This window comes from Streptomyces sp. DvalAA-14, assembly GCF_900091855.1.
Taxonomy (GTDB): Bacteria; Actinomycetota; Actinomycetes; order Streptomycetales; family Streptomycetaceae; genus Actinacidiphila.
Window position 1 is genome coordinate 95,898 of sequence record NZ_FMCH01000388.1, and the last position, 16,523, is coordinate 112,420.

General features: G+C 68.0%; 5 protein-coding genes and 1 pseudogene. 1 reads left to right on the top strand and 5 read right to left on the bottom strand.

Features of this window, described 5'->3' with window-relative positions; all coding sequences use genetic code 11:
- Positions 1-192: 192 nt before the first annotated feature.
- Genes GA0115240_RS20315 through GA0115240_RS20330 form a run of 5 tightly spaced genes read right to left on the bottom strand, consistent with a single transcriptional unit; the run spans position 193 to position 14,469 of the window.
- On the bottom strand, positions 193-897 hold the full coding sequence (locus GA0115240_RS20315) for a hypothetical protein (protein ID WP_176725121.1): 705 nt from the start codon (positions 895-897) through the stop codon (positions 193-195).
- Positions 881-5,128, bottom strand: coding sequence for an Eco57I restriction-modification methylase domain-containing protein (locus GA0115240_RS20320; protein WP_093738244.1), 4,248 nt, complete (start codon positions 5,126-5,128; stop codon positions 881-883). Before GA0115240_RS20320 ends, GA0115240_RS20315 begins: the two co-directional genes overlap by 17 nt.
- Positions 5,128-8,076: a DEAD/DEAH box helicase gene (locus GA0115240_RS20325; protein WP_093738246.1), complete on the bottom strand. Its 2,949-nt coding sequence runs from the start codon at positions 8,074-8,076 to the stop codon at positions 5,128-5,130. Before GA0115240_RS20325 ends, GA0115240_RS20320 begins: the two co-directional genes overlap by 1 nt.
- 41 nt (positions 8,077-8,117) lie before the next feature.
- On the bottom strand, positions 8,118-10,142 hold the full coding sequence (locus GA0115240_RS39325) for a DUF1998 domain-containing protein (RefSeq protein ID WP_346267958.1): 2,025 nt from the start codon (positions 10,140-10,142) through the stop codon (positions 8,118-8,120).
- Positions 10,051-14,469, bottom strand: coding sequence for a protein kinase domain-containing protein (locus GA0115240_RS20330; protein WP_346267959.1), 4,419 nt, complete (start codon positions 14,467-14,469; stop codon positions 10,051-10,053). The genes GA0115240_RS39325 and GA0115240_RS20330 overlap by 92 nt, the downstream gene beginning before the upstream one ends.
- A gap of 761 nt (positions 14,470-15,230) precedes the next feature.
- Here GA0115240_RS20330 and GA0115240_RS20340 point away from each other — a divergent pair.
- Positions 15,231-16,468: pseudogene (locus GA0115240_RS20340) on the top strand (IS256 family transposase).
- Positions 16,469-16,523 lie beyond the last annotated feature (55 nt).

The following is a 16,523-nucleotide window of genomic DNA, read 5'->3' on the forward strand; positions in this document are numbered from 1 at the left end:
GTCGGCGGGGCGGTCGTGTCTGCGCTCAGAGTGCGCGTACGTGCACTGTCAGCTTGCTGCTCTGGAGGGACTGCCCTCGCTTTGAAATGAGGGGTGCTTCCGTTTCCACGCGGCCGGCACGGCGGCTACTCGGAGGGAGCGGGGGTCTGTTGTGCCGTGGCTCATACCGGTCTACCCATCCGAAGGCTGGCGTTACGGCATTGAATCCTCCGAGTCAGGACCGAGTTGTGCCTCGTCCTCGTGAGCCCCGCCGGCCCAGCTCGACGGGGGAGGTCCGAAGATGGCGCGTGCGGACCTGATCGTCAGTCGCCCGACGACATGGTTGCCTCCGGCCCCGAGCGCCGTACCGATACCAAGGGGCACCTGTTTGCCCAGCACGAGGACCCCTTGCTTGGTCCCGTACTTGGTGACGAACCGATGACCCAGCACATCGTTGACCCGGTTGATCGCGGTCATCGGGATCGCACTAACGATGCGCCGTGCCCAGTAGGGGCCAGTACGCCCGACGGCTTTGTCCAGAGCCTTCACCGCTCCGTCGCCGAGGAGGACGGTCAAGACCAGGAGCTTGCGTCGCTCGAAGTCCTCAGGATGCAGGTCGTGGACCTCAGCCAGCGACAGCGTGTACAGCACTGACGCTTCGGTGAAGACCATGACATCAGCCAGCGCCGTCGGTATCCCGGCACCGGGCACGATCCCTGCCATGCCCGATGCTCCTCCGGACGCGGTGACGCTGGCAAGGAAGTAACGATCTAACCGACGGATCAGCTCCTGTGGAGTGTCGCTGGGGTGAACTCGCCGAAGGCGCTCGAAATGCTTCCTCGCCAGCGGCTGCTGGGCGACCAGCGCCTTGTCGAGAACCCGTTGGACCAGGCTCTTGGCGTCATCGACCTTGCTCATGGGGGTTGTGGTCCTTTCGGATCGAGAGCGCCTTGAGGGCGTGGGTTCCCTCGGGCGCCGGGTGGCGGGGGCCGTGGCCGGGGGGCGGGGTGAGGGTGGAGCGGTAGGTGCCGCCCTCGCCCTCGGTGAGCGGGACTTCCAGGGTCAGCCCGGCGGCGGCCATGCGGTCGTACTCGGCGAGGATCAGTTCCTTGGTGCGGTACTCCCCGAATTTGGCGATCTCGTTGTTCTTCAGGCCGCCCGACTCCGTCTGGAAGGATTCCAGGATGTAGTCGGTGTCCTCACGGGAGATCCCGTAGAGGTGGAAGAAGTATGTGTCCAGCTCGGCGCGCAGCTGCGCTCGGCGGTCCTCGCCCCACTGGAAGGGCTCGCCTGCGTCGTCCAGGTCGCGGGCGAGCGGGGTCATGTCGTAGGCGGTGTAAACGAGTTCGAGGACGCGGGGGACGAGGAAGGGGAGGTGGGGTTCGAGGGTAGTGGGGGTGTGAACGGGAAGCTGCTTCCAGATGAAGAGACTCATGTGGGCGGCACTGACCTTCTGACGGCTCACGAAGTCGAAGATCACGGACGATTGGGCTGCGATCAGGGCTGTGACCAGCGAGGGTTTGATTCTTGGCAACATCAAGGAGAAGGTATTACCGACCCCTGTACGCGGCAGGAAAGCAGGGACGGCGGTGCGCTCGTTGGTAGAGGCGGTTACGTCGCACCAACCGCAGAGCCATTCGCGGTCCCAGTTCTCCTCGGCGAGGCTCAATTCGACCCCTTTGACATGAACGTCCTTGCCCCTGCGTCGAGTGGGAATCATTCCATGCCGCTGAATCCAGTTAAGCGGCAAAGCCAATCGCGCAGGATCCTGCAGTTCTTCGGTGAGCAGGTATTTTGGCTGGTTCTGCCGACTGACCGCAGTCAAGCTCTTGACGACATCAGCGGCGCGATGGTTGAAGAAATTCGCCATCTTCGCCTCATAAAGCGGCAGCATGCGCTCCGTCCCGCGCTCGAAGACGTTGCCCCGTAGTTCCCAGCCCTCAGTCTCAAGCCGCTCGCGACTGCGGAAAAGGTCAGAGTCGTCGGTCAAGTCGAAAAGGCGTTTGAACGCCATCCCCCACGGGTTGCCGTCCCGAAGCCCTTCGTTCCACAGTACGGGAATTCGTCGGTACACATCCGCAGTGATGTCTGCGTCGCGTTGCGAACGAAACACGGGGAGGGTGCCTGTGTTCGGGCTGATCCGGGCCAGGTCCTCCGGGTTCAGCGCGAAGACACGGTTCGGGTCATTGATATCCGTGGTGTCGGAAAGGAAGAAGCCGATGCGGGTAGCGTCCGCGTGCGCGGCCCGGCCAGTGAGGGAGAGCAGACAGAACTTGTAGCTGGAATGAACGCTCTCGAACCACTTGCCACCCTTGGGAAGCATTGCTGACTTGGGGCGACGGTTCTGGAAGTCGTAGAGCGATGCCAGAATTCCCCGGCGGGTGAAATCTGCGAACAGATACTGGGTGCTCGCGCCGGTCGCGATCGACGTCTGCAAGATCAGGCCGAACCGTCCCTCGGGTGCCACCACGTTCGCCATCCGCTCGGCGAACAGCGGATCAGTCTGAAGCATGGTAACGCCCTTGACCGTCAGACCTTTAGCGCAGAGTGGGAACGCCCCTGAGTCGCCTGCAAAGTGGAACGTCCTCTTAACAGCGTGCCGGGCATCCCGGTATCGTCTCCCGTCCTTCGGGTTTTCCTGCTCCCATTCGGCGATGCGGGTGCGGCGGGCGGTACCGGAGATCGCCGCAATCTCTGGTGCGATCACGCTGAAGTACTTCTTGTCCTCGAAGTCGACTTCGTCCCAGGGCGGGTTGCCCACTACACACGAGAACCCACCGGCCCACCCTGTCCCCGGATCGACCGCACCGGTCTCTGCCGGCATGCCACCGTCCTCCGGAACCGCGAAGACCTCGGGAAACTCCAGGTGCCAGTGGAAGAAGACGTACTGGTCGCGCAATCGCACGATCTCGTCGTGCGTCGACTGGGGCACCGCGTCGCCCTCAGGGTCCTCCAGGCCGCGGAATAGTTTGTGCGTGAGAGTCGGCGGCGCATCCTCGCGTTTGACCCAGACGAAGGCCGCACACCAGGCGTCCGCCAGATGCAGGGCGCTCAGGTACTCTGCCGACGTGGCCCAGTCGCGGTAGGCCGCCTCCTTCCGGCGGACGTCCGTGAGGTTTTCGGCGGGGGCGGCGGTGATCTGGCGCAGGCCGCGGGCGAACGAGGTGTTGGCGACCTTTGCGTCGGCCTCTATTTCGAACAGGTTTCCCTGGCCCCTGCGCTCCAGGGCGTTGCGGTTGAGCAATTGACGAGCCCACGCCTCGTCGTCTCCCTCGGTCTTCTTGAACGCCCGGTCCGGAATTCCGTCCCGCATCAGGGCGGGCGTCGCCCCGATCAAACCGTTGCCGTGCCTGATGCGGGAGTCGAGGAACCCGAGGGGGCGGCCGGGCTCCATGGCCTCCAACCACAGGGATACCTTGGCCAGCTCCACCGCCATGGGATTGAGGTCCACGCCGTACACGCAGCTCGCGACGACCTCATGGAGGGAGTGGCGTATGGCCTCCGCCGTGGGCTCAGGGTTGCGCTCCCGTACGGCGGCGACCCGCTTGGCGATGCGGCGGGCCGCTCCCACGAGAAAGTGGCCTGATCCACAGGCAGGGTCGCAGACGGTGAGGGACAGGAGTTCCTCGACGATTGTGTCCGCGGGGTCCGGGCGGCCCTCGGCGCTCGCGCGCTGCTCGCCACGCCTGACAGCGTCGTCTATCACCGGGTTCAATGTCGAGTCGAGCAGGGTCTCGGTGAGTGGGGTCGGAGTGTAGTAACTGCCCGTCTTCTTGCGGTCGTTGCCGATACGGTCGACCAGTTCAAAGGTGCGGTCGGCGGCACTGTGCTTCGGCACGAGCTCAAGCAGCGCCTCGTACACCGAGCCGAGTTCCTCGGCGCCCATGTGCAGGTAGTCGACCGGACGCCAGCGCGCCGAGCCCGCGTCCCGTACGCGGGCCAGGTGCTTGACGGCCTCGAACAGGTGGCGGTTGGTCAGCCTGGCTCCGAACAGGGGCTCGTCAGCGGCGGTGTCGTTGAACAGACCGCCCAGGCCCTTCAACCCCAGCTCGGGCCGGCCCTCCTCGGAGCCCAGCGCCTCGATCAGCAGATTCAGGGCGCGGTACTGGTCGTCGTGCGCGGTGCCCAGGCGACGCAGGGCGTTGCGGCGGAGGCGCGCGGTCGAGAAGTAGCGGCTGAAACGCTCGCGCGTCTCCTCGTCCGCCTTGGGGTCCAGCAGGGCGCCCCGGTCCTCGGCGACGAAGAGGAAGATCATGCGGTAGGCGAGCCGGAGCAGCGCCGTCTGGAGTGCGTGGACGTCGAGCTGTTCGCGAAGCTTGTTGTTCTGCGGGTGGCTCAGGAACCCGGTGCCGAGGACCGTGAGGGCGGCCTGGACGCCGTCGCGGAAATGCTCGAGCGCCCGGCTGCCGGACTCGATGGCGATCGTCCGCCACTTCTCCAGCCAGCACCCCGCAGCCGCCGTCCCCTCCGGCACCGTGAACCGGGACGCGTGCAGCACGGAGTACAGCAGTACGAACTCGCTGAACAGCTCACCGTCGAAGATGGCTTCGAGGTCGAAGTCGACGTAGGCGGCGGTCGCGAAGGACGACGAGTCGCGCAGCAGTCGCAGGCGGCGGCCGTTGGTGAGCATCGCCCACAGGTGGGCCTCGGTGCGGTTGAGGCAGTCCTGGAGCATGGACTGCGCGGGGAGTTGACCGGGGGCCGGGCGTTTGTCGAGTTCCTGGTTCCAGCGCAGCAGGTGGACGAGGGCCGGGCCGTGGTGGTGGGAGACCGGGAAGTGCTTGTCGGGGTCGGAGTCGGCGGGGATGCCGTTCGGGCCGACCTCGGTGAGTGCGCCGAAGTCCAGCTTGCGGAAGAGCTGGGCGAGCCAGTCGGTGCCGGCCCGGCCGGTGGGGTCGGCGGCGGGTGCCCCGGTCACGGGGTCGGAGGGTAGGGCGGCGCGCAGCTCGCGCCAGAGCGGCTTGAGGTACTCCCAGGCGCGCTCGGCCTCGTCCCGTACGGGGACCGACGCGGGCATGCCGTAGTCGGCGGCCTTGGTGCCCGGCAGGTTCCGCGCCTCGGCGATGCGCAGCAGCATGTCGGCCGGGAGCAGCCCGCCGACGGTGGTGACGGCGGTGAAGGCCAGAGCGGTGCGGGTGGCGGCGGACATCAGGCTTCGGCTCCGGACACGGTAGAGGCGGCGGGGGCGGCGGGCTGCTGCGGCAGGTAGACGTACACGCCGAGGACGTCGGCCGGTTCCTGCGGTACGACCTTCAGGCCGCGGACGATCTCCTCGTTGGCCCTGCGGACCCGGCGGTGCGAGGCGTCGAGTTCCGCGGCCAGGCCGGCGCCGTACTCGGTGAGGTGCGCGGACAGGTCCCGCAGGCCGTCCAGGGTGCGGGAGATGTGGTTGCGCGCCGACTGCTCGTGGGTGTTGGCGGTGGCGCCGGCCGCGAGCAGGGCGGTGGCCGCGTCGTCGTCCAGCCAGCGGGCGCGCGCAGGAATGCCCTCGTAGGCGAGCAGGCGGGCGTCCTCGGCCACCACCTGCCGTTCACCGGTGCGGGACGGGAGGGTGAGGTGGAAGCGGTAGCGGACCAGCAGGAGCGTGGTGCGGGTGGTGACCGCGTTCGTGGTCACCACACCGCAGCGGCGGGCGGGCCGGGGGCCGGGCGTGTTCGCGTCCAGCGCCGAGTCCAGGACGTAGGAGGCGATGGCGCCGATCGCCGGGTCGGTGCGGACGAGGGCGGCCTCGCCGCGGGCGGTCGCCGGGGAGCTGCGGAACGCGATCTCGCGGTCCGCCTCGACGAGCCGGCCGCCGAGGGTGGCGGCGAGTGCGTCCCGCAGGCCGGCCGGGGCGCCGCCCGCCTGGGCGGTGAAGTCGCCGCTCCCGTCGCGCGGGTCATGGACCAGTGCGTCCAGGTCGCGCAGCGCGTCCAGGGCGAAGCTGCGGACCTCCTCCGCGCCGCCGAGGGCGGCCCGCACGGCGGCGACCTCGCGGGCCACCTCCTCCGGGTGGATGGCGCGCTGGGCGTACTTGGAGCGGGAGGTCTTCTCCCGTTCGGCGGCCGAGCTCCACTCGCGCTCGATCCGGTCGAAGGACTCCTGATGGCCGCCCATGTCGAACAGGCTCTCCTGGCTGCCCTGCCGTCCGTGCAGCAGCAGCCACTCCACGAGGGCGTCGGTGACGCCGGAAGCGGTCTCGTCGGGCACGGAGACGGAGATGCCCAGGTCCTTCTTGATCTGGCGGTGCTTTGCGAACAGCACTTCCAGGACCTTGCCGTCGATGCCGTTGTCCTCGCCGAACATCGTGATGACCCGGACCTGGTCGCGCTTCTGGCCGTAGCGGTCGACGCGGCCCTCGCGCTGGTCGTGGCGGGTCGGGTTCCACGCCAGGTCGTAGTGGACGACGGCGTCGAAGTGGTGCTGGAGGTTGACGCCCTCGGACAGGCAGTCGGTGGCGACCAGCACGCGGCGGACGGCCGGGTCGCCGGCCTCCCCGGCGGACTCGGCAGCGAGCTGTTCGATGCGCTCCAGGCGCTGCTGCGGGGAGACGGTGCCCGTCACGGCGGCGACCTTAGTCTTCTTGCCGAGCTTGCCGTCGAGTTGCGCGGCGAGGTATTCGGCGGTGGGGATGTAGCGGCAGAAGACGATCGGGTTGTAGCCGTTGGCGATCAGGTTCTTCAGGTGCCTGGTGAGCGCCTTGAGCTTCGCGTCCTGGGCCGGACCGACGAGCTGTGCGGCCCGCCCGGCGAGTTCGAGCAGCCGGGCGCCCGCGTCCTCCGACTCGGCGGCGCCAGGAGCGACGTCCATGCCTTCCAGCCGGTCGTTGTCGGCGGAGTCGGCGGCCACTGAGGAGCCGAGGAGGTCCGCCTCCTGCGCTGTGCGCGCGGTGGCCGACTCGGAACGGGTCTTCAGCGTCTGCGCGGCGGCGGCCGGCGAGGAGACCATCGAGCGCAGCAGCGCGATCACCGACCACCAGGCGATCCGGGCCTCCCGCTTACCCTGCTCACCGGCCGCCTGCACGCGGTCCCTGGCATAGGCGATGGCGTCGTCGAGCAGCGCACGGTACTCGGGGGTCAGCTTGTACGGCTCGTCCTTGGTCCAGCGGTCGGACGGGAAGGCAGTCCGCTCGGCCAGGGAGTCGTCGGCGAGGCCGTCCTCCTTGGTGAGGTACGTGCGGATGTCGGCGCGCTTGCGGGCGACGAAGTGCTCGGCAAGCCGTGCGCGCTCCGCAGGCGATTCCAAGTCCAACGTCGCCAGTTCGGGCCGGACCAGGCCGAGCAGGTTGCGAAAGGCGGACTCCTTGCCGGAGTGCGGGGTCGCGGTCAGCAGCAGCAGGTGGCGGTCGGGATCGGCGGTGACCTTCCGCAGCAGCTCGTAGCGGAGCTGGTTCGCGCCGGAGGACGCGGCGTCGTCGGTGGCGACGCAGCTGTGGGCCTCGTCGACGATCACCAGGTCCGGGCAGTGCCGCACGAAGTCCTCGCGGTGGCGGGTCGACTTGATGAAGTCCGTCGAGATGATCGTGAACGGGTGTTTGTCGAACAGGGACTGGCCCAGCTCCAGGCCGCGTTCCAGCCGCGACACCGTCGAGGCCAGGACCAGTTCGGCATCAATGCCGAACTTCTCCCGCAGCTCGCCCTGCCACTGCTCGGCCAGCGAGGGCGAGCACAGCACGGCCAGCCGTGTCGCCTCACCCTGTGCGAGCAGCTCCTTGGCGATCAGACCCGCCTCGATGGTCTTACCGATACCGACATCGTCCGAGATCAGTAGCCGCACCGTGCGCTGCCGCAGCGCCATCAGCAGCGGGACGAGCTGATAGGCGCGGGGCTCGACCGCGATGGAGGCGAGCGAGCGGAACGGGCCCGCGCCCGACCTGAACCCGATACGCAGCGCCGTGCGGAGCAGGCCGGCGGCGCGCTGATCGCCCAGGTCGTCCGCGCTCGGCGCCGCGAATTCGGCGGGACGCACATCCTCGAAGGCGGGGAAGACGGCCGCGATGTCGTCCTCGCTTCCGCCCAGGGGGCGCAGCACCAGCATGTCGGAGGCGCTCTCGGGCAGCACCACCCACTCCCGGCCGCGGGCGGCGACCAGGGAGCCGACTGTGTACGTGAGGCTCATGAAGTGTCTCAGTTCCTTGAGGTCGGGAGCCGGTGATGCGATCAACGGAGTTGGAAGTAGGCGGCGTTGTTGTCCGCGATGGCGTCCCAGTCCGTGTCGGTCGGGAACCGCAGTACGTCCCAGCCAGCATCCTCCAGGCGATACCCGGCCTCGACATCACGGGTGGAGTCGGCCGTTTGGCCGGGGAGGTCGACGAAGACGGCGAGGTTGGCACCGTCCAGGCGGAAGACGAGGTCGGGGCAGGCACCCGCCTCCGGGACAAGGGCACTTGTCTCGTCCGGCAACCGGTAGGCCTTCGCCTTGAGCCAGCCGAGCAGGTCGCCCTGTGCGACGAGGGCCGTCAGATCCGTCTCCAGCGGGGTCAACGAAGACGCCTGGCCGTTACGGGGCGCGGCCTTCCCGCTGCTGACCGCCGGGGCGAGCCTGCGGAATTGTTCGCTGCGGGACTCACCGCGGTCCTCCCGCTCGGTCTTGGCGCCTGCCAGCCGCGCCAGCAGAGGGCGGGCCGCGTGGCGGCTCAACTGGCGGTGGTGCGTCTGGTTGGCGTACGTCAGCAGGCAGGCGTAGCAGCCGCGGGCGCACTTCTCGTGGTCCGTCGGTCCGCCCTGGTCCTCGCCGCTCTCGGCATCGAAGTGGCAGATCTCCAGCGCTGTCCGGGCTGCCTTGGCGAAGGCGTCCTTGTCATGTTGGATCCGGCGCAGGACACCGGCGCCGCCTTCAGCGGCCTCCGTGAACAGCATGCGTCGGTGCGGGCCGCTGGCCGGAGGCAGCAGCTCCGCGGTCAGTTCGGAGTCCTCCAGCTCGAACGCGGCCTCGATGCCCCGCTCCAGCGCGTACAGGAACGACAGGGCAACCGGCTCGGGCTGCGCCTCGTCCAGGGTGACCACGAGGATGTTGCGGCGATCCTCTACATAGGGCAGGACCCGCTTTTTGCGGTGCTTTTCGTTGCCGTCCTCGTCAACCACCGGCATGCCGGTGCCCTCGATGGCGTCCGCGGCGGCCCGGTCGTTGAGCCAGCGTCCGTCGCTCAGGTCGAGCCAGTAGCCGTCCGTTTCCCCCGGCTTGTCGCGGACACGGCCGAGATTGGTGATGCGGATGGTCGCCGAGTCGCCGTAGTCCAGGTCGAGGACGGGGCCGCCGTCGGCGTCGCTCACATGGGAGGTGAGGCGTCCCTTGCGGGTCCCGTGGTCCTGGAACGCGTACGAGGTTTCCAGACGGAAGCCGGCCCGGCGGCGTTCCTCCTCGTCGGAGGAGATCCGCTCGCGCGGGGTGGTGTACACGGTGTGCAGGTGCAGCAGACCTGTCCGCTTGCCCACCAGCGGCTCCCCGCACATCGTGCAGACGTCGGCGCCGACCTTGACGGCGTAGTGGTAGCCGCATCCGTCGCAGCGCCGCGCCTCCGCCGTCGCCGGGTCGCCCGAGGCGTCCGGTGGGAGTTGAACCCGGGTCACCTGGTAGCGGGCGCCCTCGTGGTAGATGAGCGCGCCCGGGCCGAACTCGCGGATCGCGAGGAACCGGGGACGCTGAAGGTAGTCGCCGTCGGCGTTGCGGCGGTTGCCGGAGCGCGGGATGTACGCGGCCAGGGGAAGTCGCGGGAAGCTGTAGCCGGGCAGGAACCCCTCGGACGCCAAGTAGCGGTACGGGTTGAAGTCGCTCATCATCGACTTGTTGTCGCTTGAGCGGTTCAGCAGCAGGTTCGTCTGTGTCTCGGCTTCGAATCGGCGGCCCCGCGCCCGGCCCTGCTCACCGGGAGAGAGGGTGTGGTCGACGACACGCCTGTTTTGTTCGTACTGGTCTATGACGGCGGCCCGGAACAGCTCACGCCATCGGTCGAAGGAGGCGTCGAACTCCTTCTGGGCCCGCTCGATCCGGTCTTCGATCCATTCGTCGTACCACCAGGTGGTGGCCTCGAAGTCCGTGATCAGCGGCGCGAGGATGGTGCGGGAGGTGGCGACCGCGCGTCGGCGGGCATCCTCATCCAGGGACAGATCTTCGATGTGCGGGAGCAGCGGCAGTGGCAGTGTGGGGGTCGGGCCGGTCGCCGGTCTTCGGGTCGTAGGCGACATCCACGGTTTCCGGGATAGCGGAGCCCAGCTTCATGCCGGTCTCGGCAAGCCAGATGCCCTGCAGGTGGGAGCGGACCAGGTCCTCGTTGGCAAGGTCCAGGCGCGGCGGTGCCACCTGCCCGGAGACCATGTCCTGGGAGCGGCGGAAGTAGTACTGGTCGTGGCTGTTGCCCGTCGCGCAGTATGTGGCCACCAGCGCGGGCTGGCCGGAACGGCCCGCCCGGCCGGAACGCTGCGCGTAGTTCGCCGGTGTCGGTGGCACATTGCGCATCAGCACGGCATTGAGCGAGGAGATGTCCACGCCGAGCTCCATCGTCGGCGAGCAGTACAGCAGGGGCAGATCCGCGGTGCGGAACAGCCCTTCGCGCTCCAGCCGGTCCTCCGGAGTGACCTGCGCGGTGTGCTCCCTCGCGAACAGACCGGCCAGCTCAGCCGATGCGGTCTTGTACAGGTCGCGGAAGAACGGGTTGACGCGCGGACCTTCACCGCTGCTGTAGGTGCGTGCCAGCGGGTCGACGGCGCCTCGTTCGCCGCTCCCGGCATGCCAGATCAAGGCGGCAGCCGAGACCCGGTAACCGGTGCGCTTCTCCGCCGCACGGCGGCGGAAGGCCGGCCCGGAACGTTCGGGGGCCACGTCCACCTCGTTGACCAGTTGCGCATCCCGCAGCACCTTCAGCAGATCCTCGATGACGCACTGAACGTCGTCCAGGGGCAGATCGCGGAGTTCGGGCATGTTCCGCCGCAGGTACTTACCGAACTTGCCACGGGCCGAAAGGAACTGCGCGGAACGCTCCATGCCCGGCCGTGAGCCGTACGGGTAGGCGGTTCCGACGGCCGGCCGGTCGCTCTCGCCCAGTACCCACGGCCCGGTGAGGCGCTCCTCGCTCGCCCGCTGGAGTGTGTCGAAGTCGTCCCGGAAGTACTGCACGTCGATGGCGAGGGCGCGCCGCATGTAGTCGAGAAGTGCCCGGGCGATCTCCTCGCGCAGCGCGGGGTCCGCGCCGCGTAGCACGTCGTGGGCGGACTGCCAGCGCTCGGGCTTTTCCGCGATCCAGTGCAGGTCCTCGTAGTCGATGCGCAGCAGGCCCGTCTGCTCCAGGTTCGGCATCGTGATGCGCCAGCCACGCTCCAGGTCGCGGTAGAGGCGGAAGCCGACGATGTCCCGGAAAGCCTTGACGGCCCGTCGCTCCATGGACGGCGCCAGGTCCTTGCCAGCCGCGTACGCGGCCGGCGAGAGCCCCATAACTTTAGTGACGGCCTCCGCGAGGTCGTCGTGATGCAGCCCTTCGTCGCCCGCCCCCAGCGCGGCCTGGTACAGGGCGCCGCGCAACTGCGTCACCTGCGCGAAGTCGTTGAAGTGTCCGGCCTGCAGTGAGGCGTCCTGCCGGTTGTCGACGAAGGTGAGCAGCTTGCGCGCGTCCTTGCTGAGGCTCTCCGCAGGCACTGCTCGCAGGGACTTCAGGATCGATGCGGAGATCAGTGACGTGGCCGAGGACCGCCCTTCCTGGTCCAGGGCAGCCAGTTTGGCGAAGTCCCGGCCGCGGGTCTGCTCGTAGGAGACCTGGCAGTGCACACAGAAAAGGAATGGTGCCGGGACGAAAGCTGCCACCAATCCCTCGGTGGACTCGTTTCCGCGAGCGTCCACCACGACACGCTTGGGTACGCGGGGCCGGTACGACTTCTTGACGACCGTCATGCCCTGCGCGTCCGGTTCCAGCCATGACTCCGGCAGCCGCCTGTCGTCCACGGCCTTCTGCGGATCGGCCGGCCACTCGTAGTCCTCCCCGGGCATGCCCAGGTAGAGGTATCCCTCCCCGTCGCGGCCGCCGGAAGCGGCGGTGTTCCTGCGCGGCTCGTACTGGAACGCGCCGTCCTTCTCGGTGCGCCAGACCGTCAGGTACTCCTGGCCGCACTCGCGGCAGAATGCCATCGGGTACAGCGGCTTGCCATCACTGTCCGGCTGCTCCAGCTGGTACGTGCGGGTCAGCGGTCGAGTGAGCGGATCCTCGAGCGTCGTGTAGACGGTGTCGCCCTTGGAGAGGAACTGGTGCAGCCTGAACGCGAACAGCGGCCGTTCCGTCACCGGATTCTTGGCCTGCGCGCCCGCCTCCAGGGTCGTCTGGATCGCCTCACGCACGCGCTCCTCGGCCACCCCGTACTGCGCGGAGAGCTCACGCGCCACTGTCTCGATGGTGCTGGGGGGACACCGGCGCAACCGCCCCGTGCCCTCTTCGCGTTCCAAACCGAACCGGGACTCCACCCAGCGGGCCAGGGGGTCCTTCGTGAGGGCTTCGTACGAGCGGGGCGCTGCCGGCACTCGCAGCCGCTCGGCTGGCATGGTCGCAGGTGCCTCTTCGGTCGCCCGAATCAAGGTTTCGCCGATGACCCGCTCCGGCAGCACCGTCGTACCGAACAGCCGGCCGGCGACCTTCGCCACCTCGCGCCGCTGTTGCTTCCAGGACCCTTCGGTGGACATGGTCGCCGAGGTGCCGATGCACTGCAGGGTTGCCGAGGCCCGGCAGGCCTCCCGGACCCGGCGGATCAGGAACGCCACATCCGCGCCCTGTCGGCCGCGGTAGGTGTGCAGTTCGTCGAAGACGAGGAATTGCAGTCCCTCGGCCATACGGATCAGGCTGGACCGGTCGTCCGGCCGGGTCAGCATCAGCTCAAGCATCACGTAGTTGGTCAGCAAGATGTCCGGAGGGTTCGCACGCAGCTCCCGACGCTGCTCTTCGGATTCCTGGCCGGTGTAGCGGGCGAAGGTCACCGGCTCGTTCCCGGCTCCGAAACCGTGGCGCAAGTACTTCTCGAGCTCCATCAGCTGCGAGTTGGCCAGTGCGTTCATCGGGTAGACGACGATCGCTCGCACTCGACCCGGAGTTCCGGGTCCAGCCGCCTGGCGCTCCTTCAGTACCCGGTTCACGATCGGAACGATGTATGCCAGCGACTTGCCGGAACCGGTGCCCGTAGTGAGCACGTAGGAGTCACCCGCCTGCGCCGCCTCGATCGCCTCCCGCTGGTGAAGGTGGAAGGTCAGCGGGCGGCCGTCCGGACGGAGAGAGGTCGCCTTCTTGCCGGCCTGGAAGATCTCCGCGCACTTGGGGTGCAGTATTCCGTCGCGCACAAGGTCGGTGACCTGGCCACCGTCGGCGAAGAACGGGTTCAGAGACAACCACGGGTCTGGCCACTGCGACTTCGCGGCGAGGTCGTCCTCGACGAAGCCGGTGATCCGGGCGTCCCGGATCACCGTCGCACTCTTCGTGAAGCTCATGTATTCGCTGATCAGGTCAGCATGAATACCGAAGACATCCATGGCCTCGGGCAGGCGCGGCTCCCTGCGCGGCACCGGCGTCGACGCGGCGGGGGCGCGCTCGGGAAGCAGGGCGCGCAGCCGCGCCACCGGGTCCATCACCTGCCAGTGCGGAGCGAGCAGGGAGGCCGTGCGGTCCGGCGCGAGCGCGAGGGGGACCAGCACCTCCCGGACCAGGGCGGCGTTCTCGGGCCGCAGTTCGGCGTCCTTCTCCAGGAGGCGGTCTACCAGCCGGACCAGTTCGGAGGGCAGATCCGGGCGTACGAGGGTCAGCTGCGGTGGCTGCTCGTGCTGGTGCTGTTCGGACAGTTCGTACGGCGTCTTGGCGGAGAAGGGGGGCCGTCCGATCAGCAGCTCGTACAGGATGCAGCCGAGCGCGTAGAGGTCGGCCAGGGCGGTGACCCGTTCGGCACGAAACTGCTCGGGCGCCATGTATCGGGCCGTGCCAACGCTGACGCCTGTGCTGGTCAGGCGCGTCTGGTCGGGATCGTCGACGATCGAACCCATGCCGAAGTCGAGGATCTTGACAGTGCCGTCGCGGGTCAGCATCACATTCGCCGGCTTCAGGTCGCGGTGGACGACCCCGGCGGTGTGCGCGGCAGTGAGGCCGGCGGCGATCTGCGCGCCGATCGCGGCTACCCAGGAGATCGGAAGTTGGGGCTCCTCGTCGATGAGGTCCGCCAGGGGATGGCCGTCCAGCAGCTCCATGACCAGGTAAGGCAGTCCGCTGCCGCCCGGAGCCGGGTCCACGCCGCCGTCGATCAGCAGGGTGAGGTTCGGGTGCCCCTGGGAGAGCATCCGCATGATCCGTACTTCGCGTCGGAACCGGGCTACCTCTTTGCCGGGTCCCGATGTGTCGACCGCGACACCGGTCCGGCCGCGCAGCACAGTCTTGACGGCCACCTTGCGGTGCGGCGAGTCCGGGGCTGCCTGGAGGTCCTCGGCTCGGTGCACCTCGCCCATGTTCCCGCGCCCCAGGATCCCCGTGATCCGGAACCGTCCGTCGACCGTCTCCATGCCCACCGACCCTCCCTTGTGCCTCGTCGCGTGCAGGATGGCTACTTCTCGCGAGGAGTGTACACCTGAACTACGTGAAAGAGAGTCACATCTCTCCGTTGACACTGTCAACGGAGAAGGCGCAGTCGGCGAGCGACAAACACGTAGCACTGGCCTGTCCAGCAAGTCGCTGGCGTCGCCACGGGCGTGAGCGCGAGAGTCGTGGACGGCAGCGTGGTCATCGCAGTCGTGTACACACCCCTCGCTGGCCCAGGAACCACACGGGTGGGTCCGTCAAGCGAACGGCTCTGCCACAGAAATGGCCACAGCGTTGTGTGGTGATCATCGGAGAAGGAGAAGGAACGGGCTCTGTGCCCGCCCTCCAGCGTCAAGATCTGGCGCTCTGCTTCATCATGGCCGATGTCAATGGACGATGGACGCATATCTTCTAACCCCGCGGTCAGGCGATGGGGTTGAGGCAGGCGTGTTGGTTTCCAGGTATCGAGGATGCGCTGTTCTATGGCTGGCCCATCAACGCCCCACGTACCAGGGTGAGCTGGAGCAATGTGCGCTCTACCGCCGGCGCAAGCGCTCCGCTGTGCTGGTTGCCGGATGGCGTGAACCCGGACTTTGTGGCTTGGCAGGGGGTTGCGTCCTTGGAAGTGGTGTAGCGGGTTGGACCTGATCCGGGGGTTTGCTCCCGCGTTCGGGTTGGTGCCCGCATAGACGAACGGCCACCGGCTGATCTTCGAAGTGTCGAAGCCTCGAAGGAGATCAGCACGATGACCGCACCTGACAGTCTGCCCCTGTACGCCCTGAGCGAGGACAACCTCGCTTCGGCGAGTCCGGATCTGCTGCGCGCGATGGTCAAGACGTTCGCCGACGCGCTCATGTCGGCGGAGGCCGACGCCCTGTGCAACGCCGAATACGGGCAGGTCAGCGACGAACGCGTCAACCACCGCAACGGATACCGCCCGCGCGAGTGGGACACCCGCGCCGGCACCGTCGAACTCGCCCTGCCCAAGCTGCGGCAGGGCAGCTACTTCCCGACCTGGCTCCTGGAACGCCGCCGCCGGGCCGAACAGGCCCTCATCTCGGTGGTCGCCACCGCCTACCTCCTGGGCGTCAGCACCCGCAGGGTGGAGAAACTCGCCCAGTCCCTCGGCGTCACGCAACTGAGCAAGTCGCAGGTCAGCGCCATGGCCAAGCACCTGGACGAACAGGTCACCGCCTTCCGCAACCGCCCGCTGGACGCCGGGCCGTATGCGTTCGTCTGGGTCGACGCCCTGACCCAGAAGGTCCGTGAGGAAGGCCGGATCATCAACGTCCACGCACTGGTCGCGGTCGGCGTGAACGCCGACGGGCACCGCGAGATCCTCGGCCTGGATATCGCCACCGCTGAGGACGGCGCCGGCTGGCTGGCTTTCCTGCGCTCGCTGACCCCCGCGGCCTGGGCGGAGTCCAGCTCGTCGTCTCCGACGCCCACACCGGCCTGGTCAACGCGATCGGAGCCGTCCTGCCCGGCGCATCCTGGCAGCGCTGCCGCACCCATTACGCCCGAAATTTGCTGTCCCAGGTTCCGAAGTCGGCCCAGCCCTGGGTGGCGACGCTGCTGCGGACGGTCTTCGAGCAGCCCGACACCGACGCCGTCCACGCCCAGATGCGGCACGTCCTGGACGCTCTGGAGGCCAAGTTCCCCAAGGCCGCAGCCCATCTCGACGCCGCCCAGGCCGACATGCTGGCCTTCACCGCGTTTCCCCGTGAAATCTGGCGGCAGATCTGGTCCAACAACCCGCAGGAGCGCCTGAACAAGGAGATCCGCCGCCGCACCGACGTCGTCGGGATCTTCCCCGACCGCACCGCCGTCATCCGCCTGGTCGGCGCCGTCCTGGCCGAGCAGAACGACGAATGGACCGAAGCCCGCCGCTACATGAGCCGCGAACTCCTCACCAAAACCCGAACCCACCCGAACGGGTCACAAACCAACGAAACCACACTGCCCACCGAACTCACTGCATAGCCTCACAACAAGATCACCGAGTGGCCGTCAATACACCACTCCCGCGGACGTGACC